General features: G+C 40.4%; 13 protein-coding genes. 7 read left to right on the forward strand and 6 right to left on the reverse strand.

Annotation, left to right across the window (positions count from 1 at the left end):
- Nucleotides 1-16: 16 nt before the first annotated feature.
- The 4 genes from FN831_RS07255 to FN831_RS07270 all read right to left on the reverse strand — a co-directional run bounded on the left by FN831_RS07255 (nt 17) and on the right by FN831_RS07270 (nt 7131).
- Entirely contained in the window at nt 17-3928 is a 3912-nt protein-coding gene (locus FN831_RS07255) for a PAS domain S-box protein (protein ID WP_142527535.1), read from the reverse strand.
- Between the two features lie 208 nt (nt 3929-4136).
- On the reverse strand, nt 4137-4490 hold the full coding sequence (locus tag FN831_RS07260) for a hypothetical protein (RefSeq protein ID WP_221931300.1): 354 nt from the start codon (nt 4488-4490) through the stop codon (nt 4137-4139).
- Nucleotides 4491-4814: 324 nt separating this feature from the next.
- Complete coding sequence (locus FN831_RS07265; protein ID WP_142527537.1) at nt 4815-5441, reverse strand: DUF4142 domain-containing protein; 627 nt, start codon at nt 5439-5441, stop codon at nt 4815-4817.
- Nucleotides 5442-5799: 358 nt separating this feature from the next.
- On the reverse strand, nt 5800-7131 hold the full coding sequence (locus FN831_RS07270) for a PAS domain-containing protein (RefSeq protein WP_142527538.1): 1332 nt from the start codon (nt 7129-7131) through the stop codon (nt 5800-5802).
- A gap of 1031 nt (nt 7132-8162) precedes the next feature.
- Here FN831_RS07270 and FN831_RS07275 point away from each other — a divergent pair.
- Nucleotides 8163-9287, forward strand: a complete 1125-nt coding sequence (locus FN831_RS07275) for an XrtY-associated glycosyltransferase XYAG1 (RefSeq protein WP_142527539.1) — start codon at nt 8163-8165, stop codon at nt 9285-9287.
- 2 nt (nt 9288-9289) lie between these two features.
- Here FN831_RS07275 and FN831_RS07280 read toward each other — a convergent pair whose 3' ends face one another.
- Complete coding sequence (locus FN831_RS07280; RefSeq protein ID WP_142527540.1) at nt 9290-10849, reverse strand: sensor histidine kinase; 1560 nt, start codon at nt 10847-10849, stop codon at nt 9290-9292.
- Between the two features lie 639 nt (nt 10850-11488).
- Here FN831_RS07280 and FN831_RS07285 point away from each other — a divergent pair.
- The 3 genes from FN831_RS07285 to FN831_RS07295 are packed head-to-tail and all read left to right on the forward strand — an operon-like array spanning nt 11489 to nt 14883.
- Nucleotides 11489-13162 (forward strand): ATP-binding protein, encoded by a 1674-nt coding sequence (locus FN831_RS07285; protein WP_221931301.1) that lies wholly within the window; start codon nt 11489-11491, stop codon nt 13160-13162.
- Nucleotides 13163-13192: 30 nt separating this feature from the next.
- The gene (locus tag FN831_RS07290) at nt 13193-14605 is read left to right on the forward strand and encodes a sensor histidine kinase (protein WP_142527542.1); all 1413 of its coding nucleotides are present in this window, start codon (nt 13193-13195) and stop codon (nt 14603-14605) included.
- Between the two features lie 50 nt (nt 14606-14655).
- A complete protein-coding gene (locus tag FN831_RS07295) occupies nt 14656-14883 on the forward strand; it encodes a hypothetical protein (RefSeq protein WP_142527543.1) in 228 nt (75 codons plus the stop codon).
- A gap of 321 nt (nt 14884-15204) precedes the next feature.
- On the opposite strand, the gene FN831_RS07305 is transcribed toward FN831_RS07295, so the two are convergent.
- Nucleotides 15205-15453 carry a hypothetical protein gene (locus FN831_RS07305; protein WP_142527545.1) on the reverse strand — a complete coding sequence of 83 codons (249 nt, stop codon included), beginning with the start codon at nt 15451-15453 and terminating at the stop codon, nt 15205-15207.
- A 145-nt stretch (nt 15454-15598) separates the two neighbouring features.
- Between FN831_RS07305 and FN831_RS07310 the strand changes: the two genes are divergently transcribed.
- The 3 genes from FN831_RS07310 to FN831_RS07320 all read left to right on the forward strand — a co-directional run bounded on the left by FN831_RS07310 (nt 15599) and on the right by FN831_RS07320 (nt 18227).
- On the forward strand, nt 15599-16474 hold the full coding sequence (locus FN831_RS07310; RefSeq protein ID WP_142527546.1) for an AraC family transcriptional regulator: 876 nt from the start codon (nt 15599-15601) through the stop codon (nt 16472-16474).
- Between the two features lie 55 nt (nt 16475-16529).
- Nucleotides 16530-17420 carry an AraC family transcriptional regulator gene (locus tag FN831_RS07315; RefSeq protein WP_142527547.1) on the forward strand — a complete coding sequence of 297 codons (891 nt, stop codon included), beginning with the start codon at nt 16530-16532 and terminating at the stop codon, nt 17418-17420.
- Between the two features lie 72 nt (nt 17421-17492).
- The gene (locus FN831_RS07320) at nt 17493-18227 is read left to right on the forward strand and encodes an SDR family NAD(P)-dependent oxidoreductase (RefSeq protein WP_142527548.1); all 735 of its coding nucleotides are present in this window, start codon (nt 17493-17495) and stop codon (nt 18225-18227) included.
- Nucleotides 18228-18266 lie beyond the last annotated feature (39 nt).

The raw sequence follows: 18266 nt of genomic DNA on the forward strand, positions 1-18266 counted from the left end.
TTTATGTTTAGCAGGATCACATGAGTTCAGTACAAACCTCTATTTCATCACTTACGGCTTTGAACATACCTTTCGCAGCAGAAAGAGGCTGATCCCCGATCAGCTCTATTTCACGGGCAAGTTTCGCCAGTTTAGGGAGGCCAGCAGAAACAGCTGTGCCATACATTTTATGGCCTTCTGCCGAAATTTGCTGTCTTCTCTCCTGATCGATAGCTAGTTGAAGTACCGATAAGGATTGTTTTAACTGAACTTTTGTCAGCGCTAAAATCTCAGCAAGGATTAAACTATTGTCGCCGATATGTGTCCGCAAAATAGCAGGATCAAAATGCTGCAGATCTTCAGTAGCAACATAACTGGAATAAATCTCTGCAGGCTCCTGGATGTGCAACCATTTTTTGAGAATTTGGATAACCGTGTCCTCAATTACAGGTTTAACAACAAAATCATCCATTCCTGCGCTCACACATCTTTCGCGCTCATCCTTTACATTACCTGCAGTTAATGCGATGATAGGTACCCGGTGTTTATTGTCTTCCAGTTTCCGGATGGCCAAAGTGGCCTCGTACCCGTTCATATCCGGCATTTGTACATCCATCAGGATCAGATCAGGTGATGTCTTTTTAAAATGTTCCACTGCTTCTATACCATTTCGGGCTTCAATCACTTCTGCATTAACGGCCGCCCTGCTGATAATTGTTTTAGCCAGAAGCATATTAACAGGGTTGTCGTCTGCTACCAAGATCCGTAATGGTGCAGCTGTAATTTCTACAGAAATAGCCTTCACATTTGATGAACCTGATTTGTCTTTTAATAAAAGGTGAGACAGCATTCCGTATAATTCTGTCATTTTCACAGGTTTTACTAATCTTGAGCTGACCTGCAGTTCATCACAGGCACGTATTATCTTTTCATCATCTGACGAACTGAACAGCAGGACTATAGGCTGCAAAATGGCGGTATCGTTAAAACTTTCTCTGATCTGCCGGATGGTGTCCAGACCATCGAGGTATGGCATATGGTAATCCATTAAAATAACGTCAAATTTTTCTCCGGCGGCTAAAATTTGAAGGGCCTCAAATCCATTTTTAGCCTGGATGCTTTTGATCCCCTTAAGGAGAAGCATTTCTTCAAGGATGATCCGGTTATTGGTATTATCGTCCACAATCAGTGCCTTACTGATCCAACTGATATTTTCCCATTCTTTAGCGTCTCCTTGGGCGCAACGCAGCCACACCTCAAAAAAGAATTCGCTTCCTTCACCCAGGGTGGTGTGAAGTTCAAGTTTACTGCTCATGAGGCCTAACAGCTTATTTGTGATGGCTAACCCTAGTCCTGTACCACCATATTTCTTAGTAGTAGAGCCATCCTCCTGGGCAAATGCTTCAAAGATCTTATCTATTTTATCGGCTTTGATACCAATGCCGGTGTCTCTTACACTAAAACGTAACAGCGATTGCTCCTGATGATGCTGAACAACCTGAATCTTAAGTTCAATTTCGCCCTGGTCGGTGAACTTTGCGGCATTGCCAAGCAAGTTTACCAGGATTTGTTTTAGCCGTAGTGAATCTGTCCAGATAAAGCGGGGCAAGTCTGCAGAAAGATTCAGTAACATCTCAAGCCCTTTCTTTTGGACCTGATAGGTAATTATATCTGTAGCCTGACCACTGATCTCATAAATATCGCATTCTTCGATATCCAGCTCCAGTTTTCCAGCCTCTATCTTTGAGAAATCCAGTATATCGTTGATAATCCCTAACAGAGCGTTAGCAGATTGGTTCACAATCGAAAGATATTGTAGCTGGGTATCACTGAGCTCTGTTTTGAGTACCAGATCAGTAAATCCGATTACTCCATTTAATGGCGTACGGATCTCATGACTCATATTGGATAAGAAGTCCGACTTAGCAATACTAGCCTGTTCAGCGGCCACTTTTGCCTGGTCTAACTCATTTCTTTGCTGAACGGCAGCTGTAATGTTCTGTGTAAAGATCATCATACCACCTATAGTGCCATCCGCTATTGACCATGGCCGCATTTCCCAAGTAATAAACTGATTATCTTTACCGTCGCTGCCCACATAAATATCTTCTTCTTTCCGCTCTACCGCACCATTAAGTATCCGCTGATGGCGCTGCCTTCCCTGTTCAGTTATAAATGGAAAAAAATCATAATAACTTCTTCCAACTATATTTTGGCCTTTGAGGCCATAATCTTCCAGCCATCGGTTACTTACAGCGATATAATCCATATGTTTATCCAGCATGGCAACTGCTGCAGGAGTGTAGGTTACAAAGGAGGCCAGGATAGTCCTGGATCGTTCTGCTTCCAGTTCTATTCTCTTTCTCGTGTCTATATCCTGTAGAGAACCATATATCCTTATACAAGTTCCGTTTTCAAAAACAGGATTTCCGATTGATTTTACCCATACCTCCGAACCGGTGTAAGTAATGATCTGTAGTTCTATGTCCCAAGCCTGCCCCTTAGAAATTGCCAGATCAACCGCAGCCTGGATCTCCTCGCGCCCCGAACCCTTTTTATAAAAGCTAAGTCCTGTTTGCAGGCTAGGTTCAATATCTTCGGGGAGTTCATGGATTTCCCGGGTTACCGTAGTCCAGTACACTTCTTCATTTGAGAGGTCAAGTTGCCATCCTCCAACCCGGGCAACCCTGTTAGTCTGCTCAAGCATTTCTTTTAACTGAGAAACGCGATATTCCATTTTCTTATTTTCTGTAATATCCAGGGCATTGCCTATCACGTATGGGGCCTTTCCATTTCTTGATTCCAGGACATTATTGAACATCAGTGTTTTTAAGGAGCCATCCTTATGGATTACCTGCATTTGCCCTTCCCCTCTGCCGGATTGTTGAATTTCTTTTAGATAAGCTGTCAGATAAGGGTGCCGTTCTTCAGGTATTACATCAAAAAGACTCATTTTTGTAATTTCTTCCACACGATAACCCAGTATTCCTGCTCCTGCCTCATTGACGGAAGTGAAATTTCCCCCGAGATCGTGCGTAGCGATAAAGCCCTGTGAATTTTCGATGACAGCGCGGAGATCTGCTTCTTTTTCAGCCAGTTTTTCTTCGTTTTCTTTGATCAGTGTGATATCTCTTCCAACAGCAAACAAATTATCAGTATGGAGCTCGGGGCTAACGACCCACTGAAATATTTTATATGTTCCAGATGCAGTTTGAAGGCGGTGTTCAAAATTGATGATGGATTCGCCCTGTTTCAACTTTTCCATCTCCATAGCGGTAGTCAGCTGGTCCATGGGATGTACAAGATCAAAAATCGTTTTTCCCAATATCTCTGCTTCAGACCAGCCAAGCAACTTTTCAAAAGAAGGGTTTACCTTTCTAAAAAAGCCATCTGTACCTGATATACATATGAGATCATTGGATAACAGAAATAACTTTTCGAAATTTCTCAGCTCTTCTTTAAGCCTCCTATCGGTGATCAATTGCATCACCTCTATACTTAAAAGATGTAAAGCCTGTTTTTGCCGGTCGTTAAGCCGGTTAGGCTTCCTGTCTATCACGCACAATGTACCCAGCTTATACCCTGCGGGATCAATCAGCGGATATCCCGCATAAAACTTCAGATGCGGTTCTTCTGCTACCAGAGGATTCTCCTTAAAACGTTCGTCAATATCAGCATCACAGACTTCAAACAATCCATCATCCATGATTGTGTACTGACAAAATGCAATTTCCCTTGGCGTATGATCAATATTCAGACCAACTTTAGATTTAAACCATTGCCTTTCCTGATCCACCAATGTGATCAATGAGATGGGCATATCGCAAATGATTGCAGCCAGAGCAGTTATTCTATCATAATCCTGCTCAGACAGAGAGTTCAATATTTCATAGCTTTTTAAAGCCTTTAGGCGGTCACTCTCGTTTTCTGGTAGAGGTAGGTTCTCCATTTGTTTAACCATTAAAAGTTTAATTTACCATTTTATATAGTAATAAAACAAAAAAATGAAACCAAATGGAAAGATTGCAAATCTTAATTTTGGTTTTCCCAGGCCTCAAATGTGCATTAATTAAACCATTTCCTGTTTGATTTACGTTTAATCACGGATTTAGTCCAATGTTAGGCATCATACTTAAAAAAATGACGTCAGGAAATAGTTAATCCTTATCCAAAAATAGATATAGGGAAACTATTTTTCCATTTTCAATTATCGCTATATCTTTACCAGCTGCTACAGGTTGTTGAGCATCTGGACCCAATACCCAACTTACATATTGAATATTATGATTTATTTCAAAATCAGTTGTAGTGAATTTAAAACTTTCAGGCCAGCTGAGCTGAAGTTTATCAATCAAGTCATTTATAGCAGTGAAGCCTTTAAACGGCTCACTATAATCATTCTCAAAAAAAACGATATCGCCAGAATAAATTTTTTCCATGAGTTCCAATCTTTCGACTGAATTTCGGTTGTTCCAGATCAGTAGTAAACTATCTTCTAAAAGTTGTGACATAGACTTCATATTTTTTTATGTATTATATAACTAGAATAAAGTTAGGTATGCAAAATGGATTTGCAAATGATATTTGCAATGCAGTAACCTTGACTATTATCAATTGCTGGTTTCACAAATGCTGATTTACAGATTATAGAGCAAAGCCAATACATGGAACATATTTGTCCCCGCACTAAATTCTTTCTAATATTATATAGTGAAGGCAAACCATAATTATAGCTTTTGTAATTACCGATCCACCTGCTACTCTACCTGGATAAAATTTATCTAATAGTAGTCATAGTGTTAAGAAAAACATTTTGAAAATTTGGCGCTTTTTATCTATAGAAGATCATTGCCATTGTTTTGATTGCTAACATTTAGCTTTTTAGCGATAGCTGTTGCCTCTTTGTGTCGTTGCTGTATCTCTGAAAGGGCATTGATCGCAAATGTTTTGATATCCTTGTTCTTGAAGGTAACTGCTTTGCCGAACAACATATCGTAGTGGGCCAGTGATGTACTGACAAGTTTGATATAGGTTTTGTCTAATAGTTTCCCGGATACTGTTTTCAAAACCAGCAGTTGTGTGCGGTTTTCTTCAGATTGTACTGTTGGTGGATTGATGCCTTTTCCTTTTGCAATTGATGCCAGATCATTGTTTGCTTTCGTGCTGGCTGTGAACATCTTTTTTGCAAAAGACTTTACCAGAGGATCCTTAGTTTCTCGTTCCACAATTGCAGCTGTTTCAATGTCAAACAATGCACCATTGATGGCCTCAAGTATGAATAGTTTTTCATTTCCTTGCAGGTCTACGTCCGAGGTGTATATCTGGGCTCTTTTGGTAGTGTCAGTGGTAGTATCGGTAACGCTGGTTGCCGCCTGGTCCCGGTTATTTCTGTTTTGATTCTGGCAGGAAACTGTCGCAATAATGATCACAATGGTATTTAACAGTAAGTTATTTTTTCTCATGGTAGTGATTTTTTGTTAAATATCAAGCGATCGAACTAGCTAGAAAATGATATAAATCACATATAGATATCCGGCAAGTTACTAATTTACTTTACACACATCATATCTGCACCCAAATAGACGCGTCTATGGTGTCATAGATTCGATTGGCCGCAATCAATTAAAAATACATCTCATTTTCGCTAATAGGGAATCTTCAACTAATGAAGGCGAAATCAGTATAATTGGAGATTAGATTTTTGAAAATGTTATTGCGCGTCCACTGGTAAAGATTGTTAAAAGCAAACAATAATTAGTAATTGCTTAAATGGAAACCGAATAGAGTCTCCATTTGTTTCAGGGAGGGGATAAGGCATTGTTAATCATTTCCTTCTTTCCCTCTCGTATTTCTAGGTTTGACTGATGAAACCACTTCACTATCTTTAATAATGCCTCGAATGACAGTATCTAGCTCTTCAATTGACATCTTCATGAATTCAAATAATTGTGAGTCAGATTCTGGTCTTTCTTCAAGTTCCCATAACGACCATAATCCTTTAATCCTGGCCAGAGGGGCCCTAACCATATGCGACTGAAAATACGCGATCTTTTTTAACTTTAAATTCTGCTCTTCTATAGCTTTATTATGAGATATCTGAGTAGTAATGTCCTGAGCAATCACCAATAATGCCTGATGCCCATGGAAAGGGATTGTACTACATCTGATTTTTGCATAAAATTGCTTGCCGTTTTTTTTTCGATGAAGAGCTACATTACTAAAGATCGACTCATTGGCTACCGCATTGTTTAAGCGATCAACTATAAGATCTACTGGATCTACCCGGATTTGTTGAATGGTCATTTCCAGAAATTCTTCTGAAGAAAATCCGTATTTTACCATTGCGGCTTCATTTACTTGTAAAAAATAGAAGGTAGCAGGGTCAAATATCCACATGGGTGATGGATTATTGAAAAATAAACTTTTGTAATGCCCTTCTGATTCTGCTAATTGTTTATTTCTGATAGTTTTATCAGCCACCTCTGTCTGCAGGATCTTGAGCAATTTATTCTCCTGCTCCATGGTGGATTGAAGCCCAACCAACAGATGGCGTATCTCTACAACGATCATGAAATTAAGAAATAAAAAATTAAGGGAATAGATCAGCCAGACGTCTATCTTATAATTATTTACAATTGTCCATCGCACAACTTTTTCGTTGATCAGTAAAGAGAAAACTGCGAAAATCAATGCATTTACACCAATACTGCAATAAGCAATCTTATCGGAAAAGAGCAATGAGATTATTACACTGATTGCTAAAAGATAGATACTGCCTACACCGAACGATCCCAAAGAAGCAATAAGGAAAACTGCTAATAAGGTTAAAACGAACACTGCAAAACTCATCTTTATCTTGATAGGATATTTTGTACAAAGTATAAATATCGAAACAGATGAGAATGCAAAGATATCTACGCCAGGAATCCAGCGCGATCCTTCCCCCCAAAAGATAATGATGCTTGGGATCATTACCATCAGACTGGCTGGTATTGTAATAGCTGTAGTTTTAATGAACAATTCATCTTGCCAGTATGACAAATCTCTAATCCGGGAAGACTCATTCTGTATTAATCGGCGAGTCACATAGGATAGGTACTGCATCCACAATGCATGAGAAACTGAGTTGATATATTTGATTGATTTATTCAACTATGGTGGCGTGCTAGTAACGTTCAATTCATTCGTAGAAAGATACATCTTTATTTTAGATATTAGTTTAACACTTTCAAAGAAAGCTCATAACATCCCAATTTCTGGTTTCGGATCTCTGGATGCCGGTTCTTTCGGAAGCTCAGCTATATATCTGCATCAGATATAAGACCTTAATACAAAACCTTCCCAATCACTATTTCCCCAAGCAGTTATCGTAGTGAAATTTAACTCAATAGGGGGGCAAATGAGTGCGGGGAAGACCTTGTGATATTCACCAACGGTTAGCTAGGGGTTCAAAAATACCTGAACCAAATTAGATAGTTTAAGGATCCTGAGTTCATATTGTGGAATGAAGATTAAATGTCTGCATAGGTCAGATCAGATTTGAGCATGAAATAATTAAACCAGCTCCCGTTTACTTTTCCTTCTTATGGATTATGTTTTATGTGAGGAATATCGAACCTTCTGTAAATAATGAGCAAATTGGAATATAGCTGGTTGGGATTCAAATTGTTTCACCTATCGAAAACCGCCGATCTTACAGTGCACTAAAACCACTTCAAGTTAAATTATTAAACCAAAGAAAACTCACAAACAATACTTTAATTTAAATATATAATCATATTGTTTTTATATTTTGCTTCAAATAAATGAATAGGGTTCAGATATATTTTTGCATCTCTTTCAAAATAAAAGATGCTGTTCTAAAAAAAAATTTACGTTAACCACGGCTAACTCCTTCTTGACCACTAACAAATGGTAAATCACCAAGTAATCAGCATTTTTTTCGGCATCAGCTTGTTCAGTTTATATAAATAATTCATCAAACGAAAGTTGCGTTATAATCGAACGAATAAAATCGAAATTAGACCCCCATTTTTCCATTAACAAATACACAGATACAACTATCAATCTACACATTGTTAAAAATCTTCTAATATAGCTTAACCGAGTAAAATAGCGCTTTTGGCTATAAAAAAGGCTGTTTTTATAAAGTATCTTAGTAACATATAAATTACACTCCTTTCATGAAAATTCTTTTTATCGTGCCCTCCTACAAGCCGGCCTACATCTATGGCGGTACCATTGTAGTTGTTACCAGATTGGCTGAACAGTTAATACTCGAAGGTCATGACGTGTCAGTTTACACTACTACCGCCAATGGCAAGACGGAACTTGATGTAATTCCAGGAAAAGAAACAGATGTTGATGGCGTTAAGGTTACTTATTTCAAAAGAATAACACATGATCATACTCATGTTTCTACAGCACTATGGAAACATCTTTATTCAACCGTGAAGGAATTTGACGTGGTGCATATTCACTCCTGGTGGAATCTGCTGGTGATTGGCGCATCCTATATCTGTAAACTACGGGGCGTAAAGCCTGTTTTTTCTCCGCACGGAATGTTGAGTACATATATAATGGAAACCAATAACGCTGGCCCGAAGAAATTACTCCATAACGTGATAGGAAAAGGCTTACTTGAACATTCAATTCTTCATGTAACAGCAGAAACTGAATGGGAAGAATCAATCAAGATCAATCCTCACTGGCGCGGCCATGTGATTCCGAATTTGGTGATGCTCTCAGAAAACACTTATCCGAGGCCCAACAATAAAATATTCACCATAGGCTTTATTTCCCGCATCGATCCCAAAAAGGGATTAGACCTGCTGATCAAAGCTTTAAGTAAAGTTAATTTTGAATACCATTTACAAATCGCTGGTGAAGGCGAGGAAAATTACGTGAACAGTCTTAAACAACTTGCAGTGGAATGCGGGAATGATCAAAAACTGGAATGGGTAGGCTGGAAAAACGGGGAAGAAAAATTCGAATACCTATCTCAACTGGATTTATTCGCTTTAACTTCTCATAATGAAAACTTTGCTGTTGTAGTGATTGAAGCATTATCAGTAGGCACTCCAGTGTTATTAAGTGACAAGGTTGGTCTGTATAAATATGTTCTGGATCGTGACATGGGATGGATAACAGACCTGAATGTGGATAATATCACGCAACAACTGAATACCCTTTATGCGGAGAAAAGCAAATTGCAAAAAATAAATGTACTGGCTCCTGCTAAAATAAAAGCTGAATACAACGATTCCGTCCTAGCAAAGGAATATCTGCAATTGTATATCAACAAATAAACCTAATCCTTTTTTACTACCGGCAAACTGATCATGATCTTAGTCCCCGACCCTACCTGGCTCTCCACATAGATATTGCCGCCAAGTTCTTCGATCTGGGTTTTCACCATGAACATCCCCATACCTTTACCATCAGTGGTGGTATCAAAGCGCTTGTACAGCGAAAACAGATGTGCGCCGTTCTTTTGCATATCAATTCCTTTTCCGTTATCTTCAAAGGTCAGCAACAGCTGATCTTTAACGATTGCACTTTTGATAATAATTTCCGGAGCAGCTTCCGGACGGCGGTATTTGATGCTATTTAAAGTGATATTATAGAAAACACTATACAAGTATCCCCTTACCGTATAAAATGACTGCAGCGCTTCGAAATCACAATGAATGGTTACTTCTTCGGCGATCATCAGATTGTTGATACTGAATGTTATCTCTTCTACCAGCTGACGGAAGAAAACTTCTTCTTTTTTCTTGTTCACCTGGTCCTTTACCTGCAGGGTCTGGCTCAGATCTTTCAGAATCGTATCCATTGTTTTGATCGATGTCCGTAATCCATTGACCAGTTCGTCATGCTGGTTCTCGGACGGATCTGCAAGCAGCTCCGTGATGCCCATGATATTGGCTACCGGGGCAAGCAGGTTATGAGAAACAATATAAGTAAACTGTTCCAGGCTTTTATTTCTTTTGCTCAGCTCTGCATTGGTCTGGGCAAGCGCCATAGCGGTAGTCTTGGATGTCGTAATATCCCTGATCGATAAAATCAGACCCCAATTCTGATCTTCATCATTTGCAACGGTGATCCACTTGATACTATACCAGAAGTCTTCGCCTTCAGCATCAGCAAAAGTAGTATGGTAAGAGACGTTCTCCCCGTTCAGCACGCGCTGTATAATATTTGTAATCTCAGACTTCCTGCCCGCAGGAAAATAATCCAGTATATCACCACCAATAGATAGTTCGCTGTAACCAAACTTATCACGTAGCTTTTGTGCAGGAATATTGTAGGACACCACTTTTAAAGTATCATTTACTAAAATATATGCTGTATCTGTATGGTCAAAGAGGGCACGCAGGTTAGCTTTTGATTTAAGAATCTGTTTTTCGCTGATTTTAAGTGCGGTCGTATCAGCAAGATTGCGTTTATACAGACGCTCCTTTTCCCTGACAGCCTGTTCCATATTAGAAATAGCACGCAGCCTGATCGCCTGATTATATAAAACGTAGAATAAACGTTGTGGTTTTTCTTTTAATACGTAGTCCACAGCTCCCGCCTTCAGGAGCTCCAATGCTTCGTCTTCCCTGGCAACAGAACAAATGACAATAAATGGAACATCTGCTTCCTGTGCCTGTAAAATACCTAGTGCCTCTCTTGGCGGAACAACATCTAAATCTTCATCAGCTAGGATAATATCCGGTCTGAAATCTTGTAAAAGACTTACATACTCTTCCAGGGTCTGTACAGCTAAATACTGATATGTTGGAGCTAACTCTTCTAATATTTCCAACAATGGTCCTGTGTCCCGCACATGGTGCTGAAGGTACAGTATTTTCGGTCTCTTGTTCATTACAACCTTAATTCGTATTTGGGCTGTTCAAATATAGGATTTTCATCGGTCAGATTATACGTAAACTGCAAAGAAACAGGACTATCAACAATCGAAATTATTTAAAAAATTCTAATTTAGTTGATTTAAACACTAATAAATGGTTTTAGTTTTGTAAAATGACATTTTTTCTATATCAAAATGATACAAACACATTCTCATCAGTTGTTATTTTTATGCCGATAATTATTTGTTGTTACGACGGATAATATCAATTTCTACGTTGTAAAACATCCGAGACATTCAGCATAGAAGAATACAACAAATTAATTATTAATTTTTTTATGGGTTATAAAAAAGCTGTCTGGACACTCAGAGCCGCTGCATCACAATTGAACCATCGGAAATTCTAAATTTAGAGGTGAAGCGATGTGTGTTGCAATCAATGCTAAGGCAGATGCATCACCTGACAGAATGAACTTTAATAAAATCAGTTAACAGGTGTCAAGTATCGATGAATATTTTTGTAATATTGAGCCACACATCACGCTCATGAATATTATTAATAGGTATAAGGTTAAATACGCATCTCTGATAAATGAAACTGAGATACCATTAATGCAGTCCAGAATCAAAATATTGACCCTAGGGTTAATATTATTGACTACGCTGACGGTGGTCATTTTGTTAAGTTCATTAATAAAGCCCAATGTCATTACTATTATCAGGCTGACAATATTGGCGCTGACCATGGCCTTTGCATTTCATCTGTTACTTGGAAAGGGAAAGTGGCAGTTATCTGGCCATATATTCCTGCTGTCTCTGTGTATGCTGATATGGTCTAACCTGATACTTTATTCTACGGGAATTAATCTGGTTACGCTTCAGATATCTCTTATTATCATTTCTGCAAGCTTTTATATCCTTGGTAAGAACTGGGGGATACTCTATTCGCTTTCTAACGTAGTACCAATTGTACTCCACATGATAATTACACGAATGCAAAACGGAAGGGTGAGCATTACCCCGATGCAAATTCATAACATGTCTTTTCTGTTAGCATTCGCTGTCAATTTTGGCATATTGATTATGATGCATTATGAATTTTTTAAATCGTTTTACCAAAGCCATCATAAAGAAAGGGAACTGAACGCACAATTACAGCTGGCACTTAAAGAAGCACAGGAGGCAACAAGGCTGCGATCTGATTTTCTTTCCTCAATGTCTCACGAATTACGCACGCCATTACATGCTGTGATAGGAATGATCAACGTGCTCAGTATAGAAAATCCACGCAAAGACCAGGAAGAAAACCTGGCGATCCTGCGCTTCTCAGCCGAAAATCTGCTTGCATTAATTAATGATACCCTCGATTTCAGCAAGATGAACGAAGATAAAGTAGTCCTGAATAAGGCCGACTTTAATCTGAGTACGCTGCTGCAGAATATACATTCGTCATTTAAATCGAAAGCAGAACAGAAAGGCCTTGACCTGCGGCTGATAATGGATTTTGGAGGCAGACAAGTTTATATCAACGGCGATCAGACAAGGCTCACACAGATTTTAAATAACTTGGTCTCCAATGCTGTTAAATTTACCGATACCGGTGGCAGGGTAGAAATCAGCGTAAACACTGTTGTGCAGCTGGGCAAACAGATTACACTGCTATTTTCGGTTAAGGATTCCGGGATCGGAATTCCTGCCAACAAACAGGAGATTATTTTTGAACCTTTTCTGCAGGCCAATAACAATATTACGAAACGCTATGGAGGTACAGGACTGGGACTGGCAATTGTAAAAAGGCTGATCAATTTACACGAAAGTGAACTTAAACTGGTAAGTGAGGAAAATATTGGCTCGGTATTCTCTTTTGAACTGAGGTATGATATCGCCAAACCAGAAATAGCCGAAGAAAAAGCACCTGCTCCTACACATTTGCGGGAGATTCGCAACCTTAACATATTAATAGCTGAAGATAATATCATCAATATTATGCTGCTGAAGAAGATTCTGGATCAGTGGGACTGTACTTATTCGCTGTCCAAAAATGGGCAGGAAGCGCTGGATATGGTAAAAACAGGAGCATTTGACGTTGTGCTCATGGATATTCACATGCCTGTAATGGATGGTTTTGAGGCATCAAGGCATATCAGGGAATTGCCTGACCCAAATATTTCTAAGATCAAGATCATTGCGCTGACGGCTTCCAGCGATGTAGACATACAGGAATCATTCAACTTTACATACCTGGACGACTACCTGCTAAAACCTTTCTCTCCCCTACTGCTGAAGGAAAAGCTGGAAGCAGTTGTGCTGCACCGCTCGGGCAAATAACTTGGCAGCATTGTTGCCAAATGAGCATCAATGCTCAGCCCCCTCCAAAGAATCCGTAGTAACAGAAAAATCCAGTTGCTGATACTCCTGGTCTTTAGCGCTACCCTTATCAATATCACTTATTTTTTTCTCCTGATGAAGGAGAACAATAAAAGTATCAAAAGCATCAGACTGGAAGAGCAAGCCTCTTCATATACCCGGGCAATTCTGTCTACCATCAAAGATGCCGAACTGGGCCAGCGTGGCTATATGGTCACTGGCAGAAAAGTTTACCTGGCACCGTACAACGGATCAGTAAAAACCCTCCCAAAGCTGCAGCAAACGCTTACTGCATTGATAAAGACACATTTTGGCCAGCAAGATATCCGGGTCATGGACAGTCTGAACCATACCCTGGCCATCAAACTCGAGGAGCTCAGAAACACTATCCGTCTGAGGGAACAGCACAGGGAAGAGCGCATGCTGGACGTGGTAAACTCTGATCTCGGCGAACATGAAATGCACAAGATCAGGCTTTTATGCGATCGCCTGCTCAAAAGTTTTAGAAAAGCCAATGATGCCGACCAACAGAATATTTCTGCGACATTGGTAAAAAGAGAAATCAGTGTTGTCCTGTTTAGCATACTGGTGATTACAGCTGTACTGGTCATGCGATTTAAAATCCGGAAACGCGACCGCCGTAATGCACGTTTATTTGAAGAGATGGAATTACAGAACCTTAAGCTGATCCGCCAGCAGCAGGAACTCAAAAATCTGAATACACAATTCTCTTCCAGAAATACCGAACTGGAACATTTTACACATATCATTTCGCATGACCTCCGCGGGCCGCTGACGAACATCATTTCATTGATAAACATCCTCGAGGATGAAGATTATTCTAAAGAAAATAATGCAGCTTTTAAGATGCTGAAGAATTCTTCTGCAGGCTTATTCCACAGGCTGGATGATTTGATTATCCTGCTCCGTCACAATCAGGGGGGCATGTTGCTGAAAGAGCAGGTTAGCCTTTCTCAGCTCCTTGCCGAAGTGAAAGCGAACTATAAGATGGAGATCGAAAGATCCGGGACAATGATTGAAGCCGACTTCGGGCAGTCTGACGAAGTACTGTTTGTTAAAATATATATGCAGAGCATCCTGCAGAACCTGATCAGCAATGCGATCAAATACCGGGACCATGACAGACAAAACTGTATCACCCTGAAAACCTACAGGGAGGAAGGCATGCTCAGGATCATTGTTAAGGATAACGGGCAGGGTATCGACATGGACAAGTACGGTAGAGATATATTCGGGCTTTTTAAAACCTTCCATACCAGCGAGGACAGTCATGGCGTTGGCCTTTACCTGGTGAAGAAACAGGTAGTCGAAATGGGCGGCGACATCACGATTCAGAGTGCAGTGGGCCATGGTACAACTTTTAATATTACGATTCCTTCATAAATGATACACTATCAGAACTATACTGGCCGGACTTTTGAACTGTACAGTATATGATAGGAAAATTCGATATTCAGGTAAACCTCAACGGATGGCTGATCCCATTCCACGTTGAAAGTAAAGGAGAGGGAATTTTTAAAGTTGCCTATGAAAGTGTGAACATAGGGCACCTCCTGGTGAATGATACCTCAAAATGGATGTACCTGACCGATATCAGCGATGAAAAACTGCTCAATTCATACACTGCTGATAAAATCAGCAAGGCGATTATAAATTATTAATGTGTTTAAAACAGGATATCCTGTTTTAAACACATTTAATTATGCAATAAGTTTCTCGAAATCTGTATTGTTGATCAGTAGATCAAGACAGGGAGTAAGCTCCTTTAAAGGTAAAAACGTTGAAAAGGCAGATTTCCTGATATACAACCAATCATTTGTTTTGCAGCTCCTGCCAATGGTGTGAAAAATACCATCACAGCAAACCTCATACAGACCCGATTTTTTATTCAGCTCAGTGATATGATAAGTTTTGCCCTGAATGGTAATTTCAAAGGTCCGCATGATTTTTCCTTAAATAATGTATTGGTGTACGTACACAAATTAGGCCAAACGGCTATCATGTGCATCAACCTCGCTTTCATCGTCGAGGTAATTTTTCATCTCTGCCCAGGTTGGCTTGTGTGAGATGTTATTGCTGAGTTCCATGTAAGACATCAGTTTCTCAATCCTGTTGACTTCCCTCAGATGTAGGTAGGCATAAAAATCTAGTGGTTTTTCTTCAGCTGAGCTGTTTGTTATGTTGTTAAATTCTTCTTTTAACTTGTCAATTTCCGGCTGCATCACAGTCATTGTTGTGGGTTTTTAGTAAATACTTAAACAATAATTCATCCTTAAAAGCTAAAAAGATTGAGCTTTGTTTTAAAAAAATGTATCTCTGTTTTTCCTTAACTTGCAGCGCAGCATCTTTTTAAGCAGATTTGAGCCATAGCCAGGTATGAATAATATCATCAAAGAAATCACCCCACTGACCCATAAGGACTGTTTTAGCATCTTCTCCAGGGAAAAGAAAAGTTTCGATTTTCCTGTCCATTTTCATGAAGAGTTTGAGCTGAATTTAATTATCAACGGGGCTGGCGCAAAGCGAATTGTCGGTGATCATGAGGAAGAAATCTCAGATATCGAGCTGGTTTTAGTGGGCCCCAATCTGTCGCATGGCTGGCAAACATACCACTGTAAAAGTGACTCAGTTACGGAGGTCACTATTCAATGGCATAAAAACCTTTTTGAAGACCGCTTTCTCAAAAAAAACCAGATGATCCTGCTCAGGGAAATGCTGGAACGCTCAGCAAGGGGCATTCTGTTTTCTGAGGATACTGCTGTTGCGCTTTCTGCGCAATTAATGGCACTGAACGACCTGAAAGGTTTTACTGCTGTGATGGAACTGATAAATATCCTTCATGAGTTGTCAATTGCCGAAAATGCCAGGACGCTCTCTAGGGTTGCTCTTGACAATAACCAGATCTTAAACCCCAACAGCCGCCGGATCGATAAGGCCTTTGAATACATGAATGCCAACTATCAGAAACAGATCACGCTAAAGGAACTGGCGCAGCTGATCAGCATGACGGATGTATCATTCAGCCGCTTTATCAGTAAAAGAACAGGCAATACCTTTGTAGACACACTCAACGAAATCAGGCTGGCACACGCCACGAGAATGTTGATCGAAACGAATATGCCGATAGCGGATATCTCGGTCAACTGCGGGTTTAACAATATCTCCAACTTTAACAGGATCTTTAAAAAGAAGAAGTTCTGCACGCCAAAGGAATTTCGCGAGAATTTCTGCGGTACAAGCGTGTTTATCTAATCGTAACTGCCGGGATAGCTATCCGGGACTACAAAAATTTCTCTATCTTTAAATTATGCAAGCAGTAAGCACCCATGCACAGCTACCGGTTTATTCTTTGGGACCGGATGAGATCACTGGCAACAAAAATTTCAGGGTTTACAATTTTGAAGGCGTTTTGCCCGAACATGCAGGTCTCCTGGTTCCACATCGCAAAGACCATTACCTTTTTGTGTTCCTGAAAAAAGGTGGGATGCGACAGTGGCTGGACATGAAGCCCTATGAATTAAAAGACAATACCGTATACTTTTATAACCCCGGGCGCATCATTGTTAAAGAAGAAGCGGATCTGATCTATAGCACCGCCTTCGCTTTTACCCCCGAATTCCTGTCACTGCAGGAAAACGTATCACTCAGCAAACTGCCGCTGATCCAGAACCCATACAACAGCCATGAACTGATCCTGAATGCCCCGGACATCACGTTTGTGGAAGATCTGATGAACAAGATTAAAATGGAAAACCAGCAGCCCAGTGAATGGCGGCAACGCATGCTGGCGGCCTATGTTTCGCTCCTGCTGACTTACCTGAGCCGTTTGTATACGGAACAGTATAACGACAATGCCCCTTCAGTTGACCAGCTTTTGCTGAGAAAATTCCAGGCAAAAATTGATGAGAGCTTTCAGGAACTGCACGAGGTAGGCGATTATGCTTCATTATTGAACATCTCTCCCGGGCATTTGAGCGAGGTGGTGAAGAACCAAAGTGGCCGACCGGCAATCAAACATATTCACGACCGCCTGGTGATGGAAGCCCGCCGCCTGCTTTTTCATACGAACAATCCGCTGAAGGAAATTGCCTGGGACCTTGGTTTTTCCGATGCCTCCTACTTTAACCGCTTCTTTAAAAGGGAAACTGGCGCAACTCCCGCCGGGTATCGCAACCAAATCCGCGAAATGTACCATTAACACCGTTGTATGTGTTACACCTGATAAGGGGTCCTGCCATAGATTTGTACTGTAAACAAAGACAATAAGAATATGAAAACAGTACTGATCACAGGAGCAAACAAAAGTATAGGCTTTGAAACAGCCAGACAATTATTACAACAAGGATATTATGTGTACCTGGGCTGCCGGGACATGCAAAAGGGTGAGGAAGCAGTTCGCCAGCTGAATGCCGAAGGCCTGACCAATGTAGAACCAATAGTCATCGACGTAACGGATGCCGAATCGGTAAAGTCGGCACGTACCGTACTGGGACAGAAAACCAAGGTACTTGATGTGCTGATTAACAATGCAGGCGTAAGTGGTACGATGCAAAATGCGCTGGAAACAGAGATGAGCGTTTTCAGGGCTGTATTTGAAACTAACTTTTTTGCGGTAATACAGGTAACACAGGCTTTCATCGGTTTGATGATGGATGCACCTGAACCAAGAATTGTAAACGTAACTTCGGGACTGGGTTCAATTGCATTGCATGCTGATCCTTCATGGAAGTATTACAACGTAAAGGTTGCCAGTTATTTTCCTTCCAAGGCATCACTAAACGCTTATACCCTGGCACTGGCCCATGATTTAAAGGAGACAGCCTTTAAGGTAAACGTTGTTGACCCGGGTTATACCGCTACAGATTTTAATCACCATAGTGGCCCGGGCACTGTACCGGATGCCGCTGCAAGAGTGGTAAAGGCTGCGGTGTTAGGAGCGGATGGCCCCACAGGTACATTTTTTAGCGACGATAATTCGCCGGAAACTGGGATTAGTCCCTGGTAGTCTAAAACAGCCGGGGACCTTATTTCCCGGCTGTCTTGT

Origin of the sequence: Pedobacter westerhofensis (genome assembly GCF_900182595.1) — a bacterium.
Lineage (GTDB): Bacteria > Bacteroidota > Bacteroidia > Sphingobacteriales > Sphingobacteriaceae > Pedobacter > Pedobacter westerhofensis.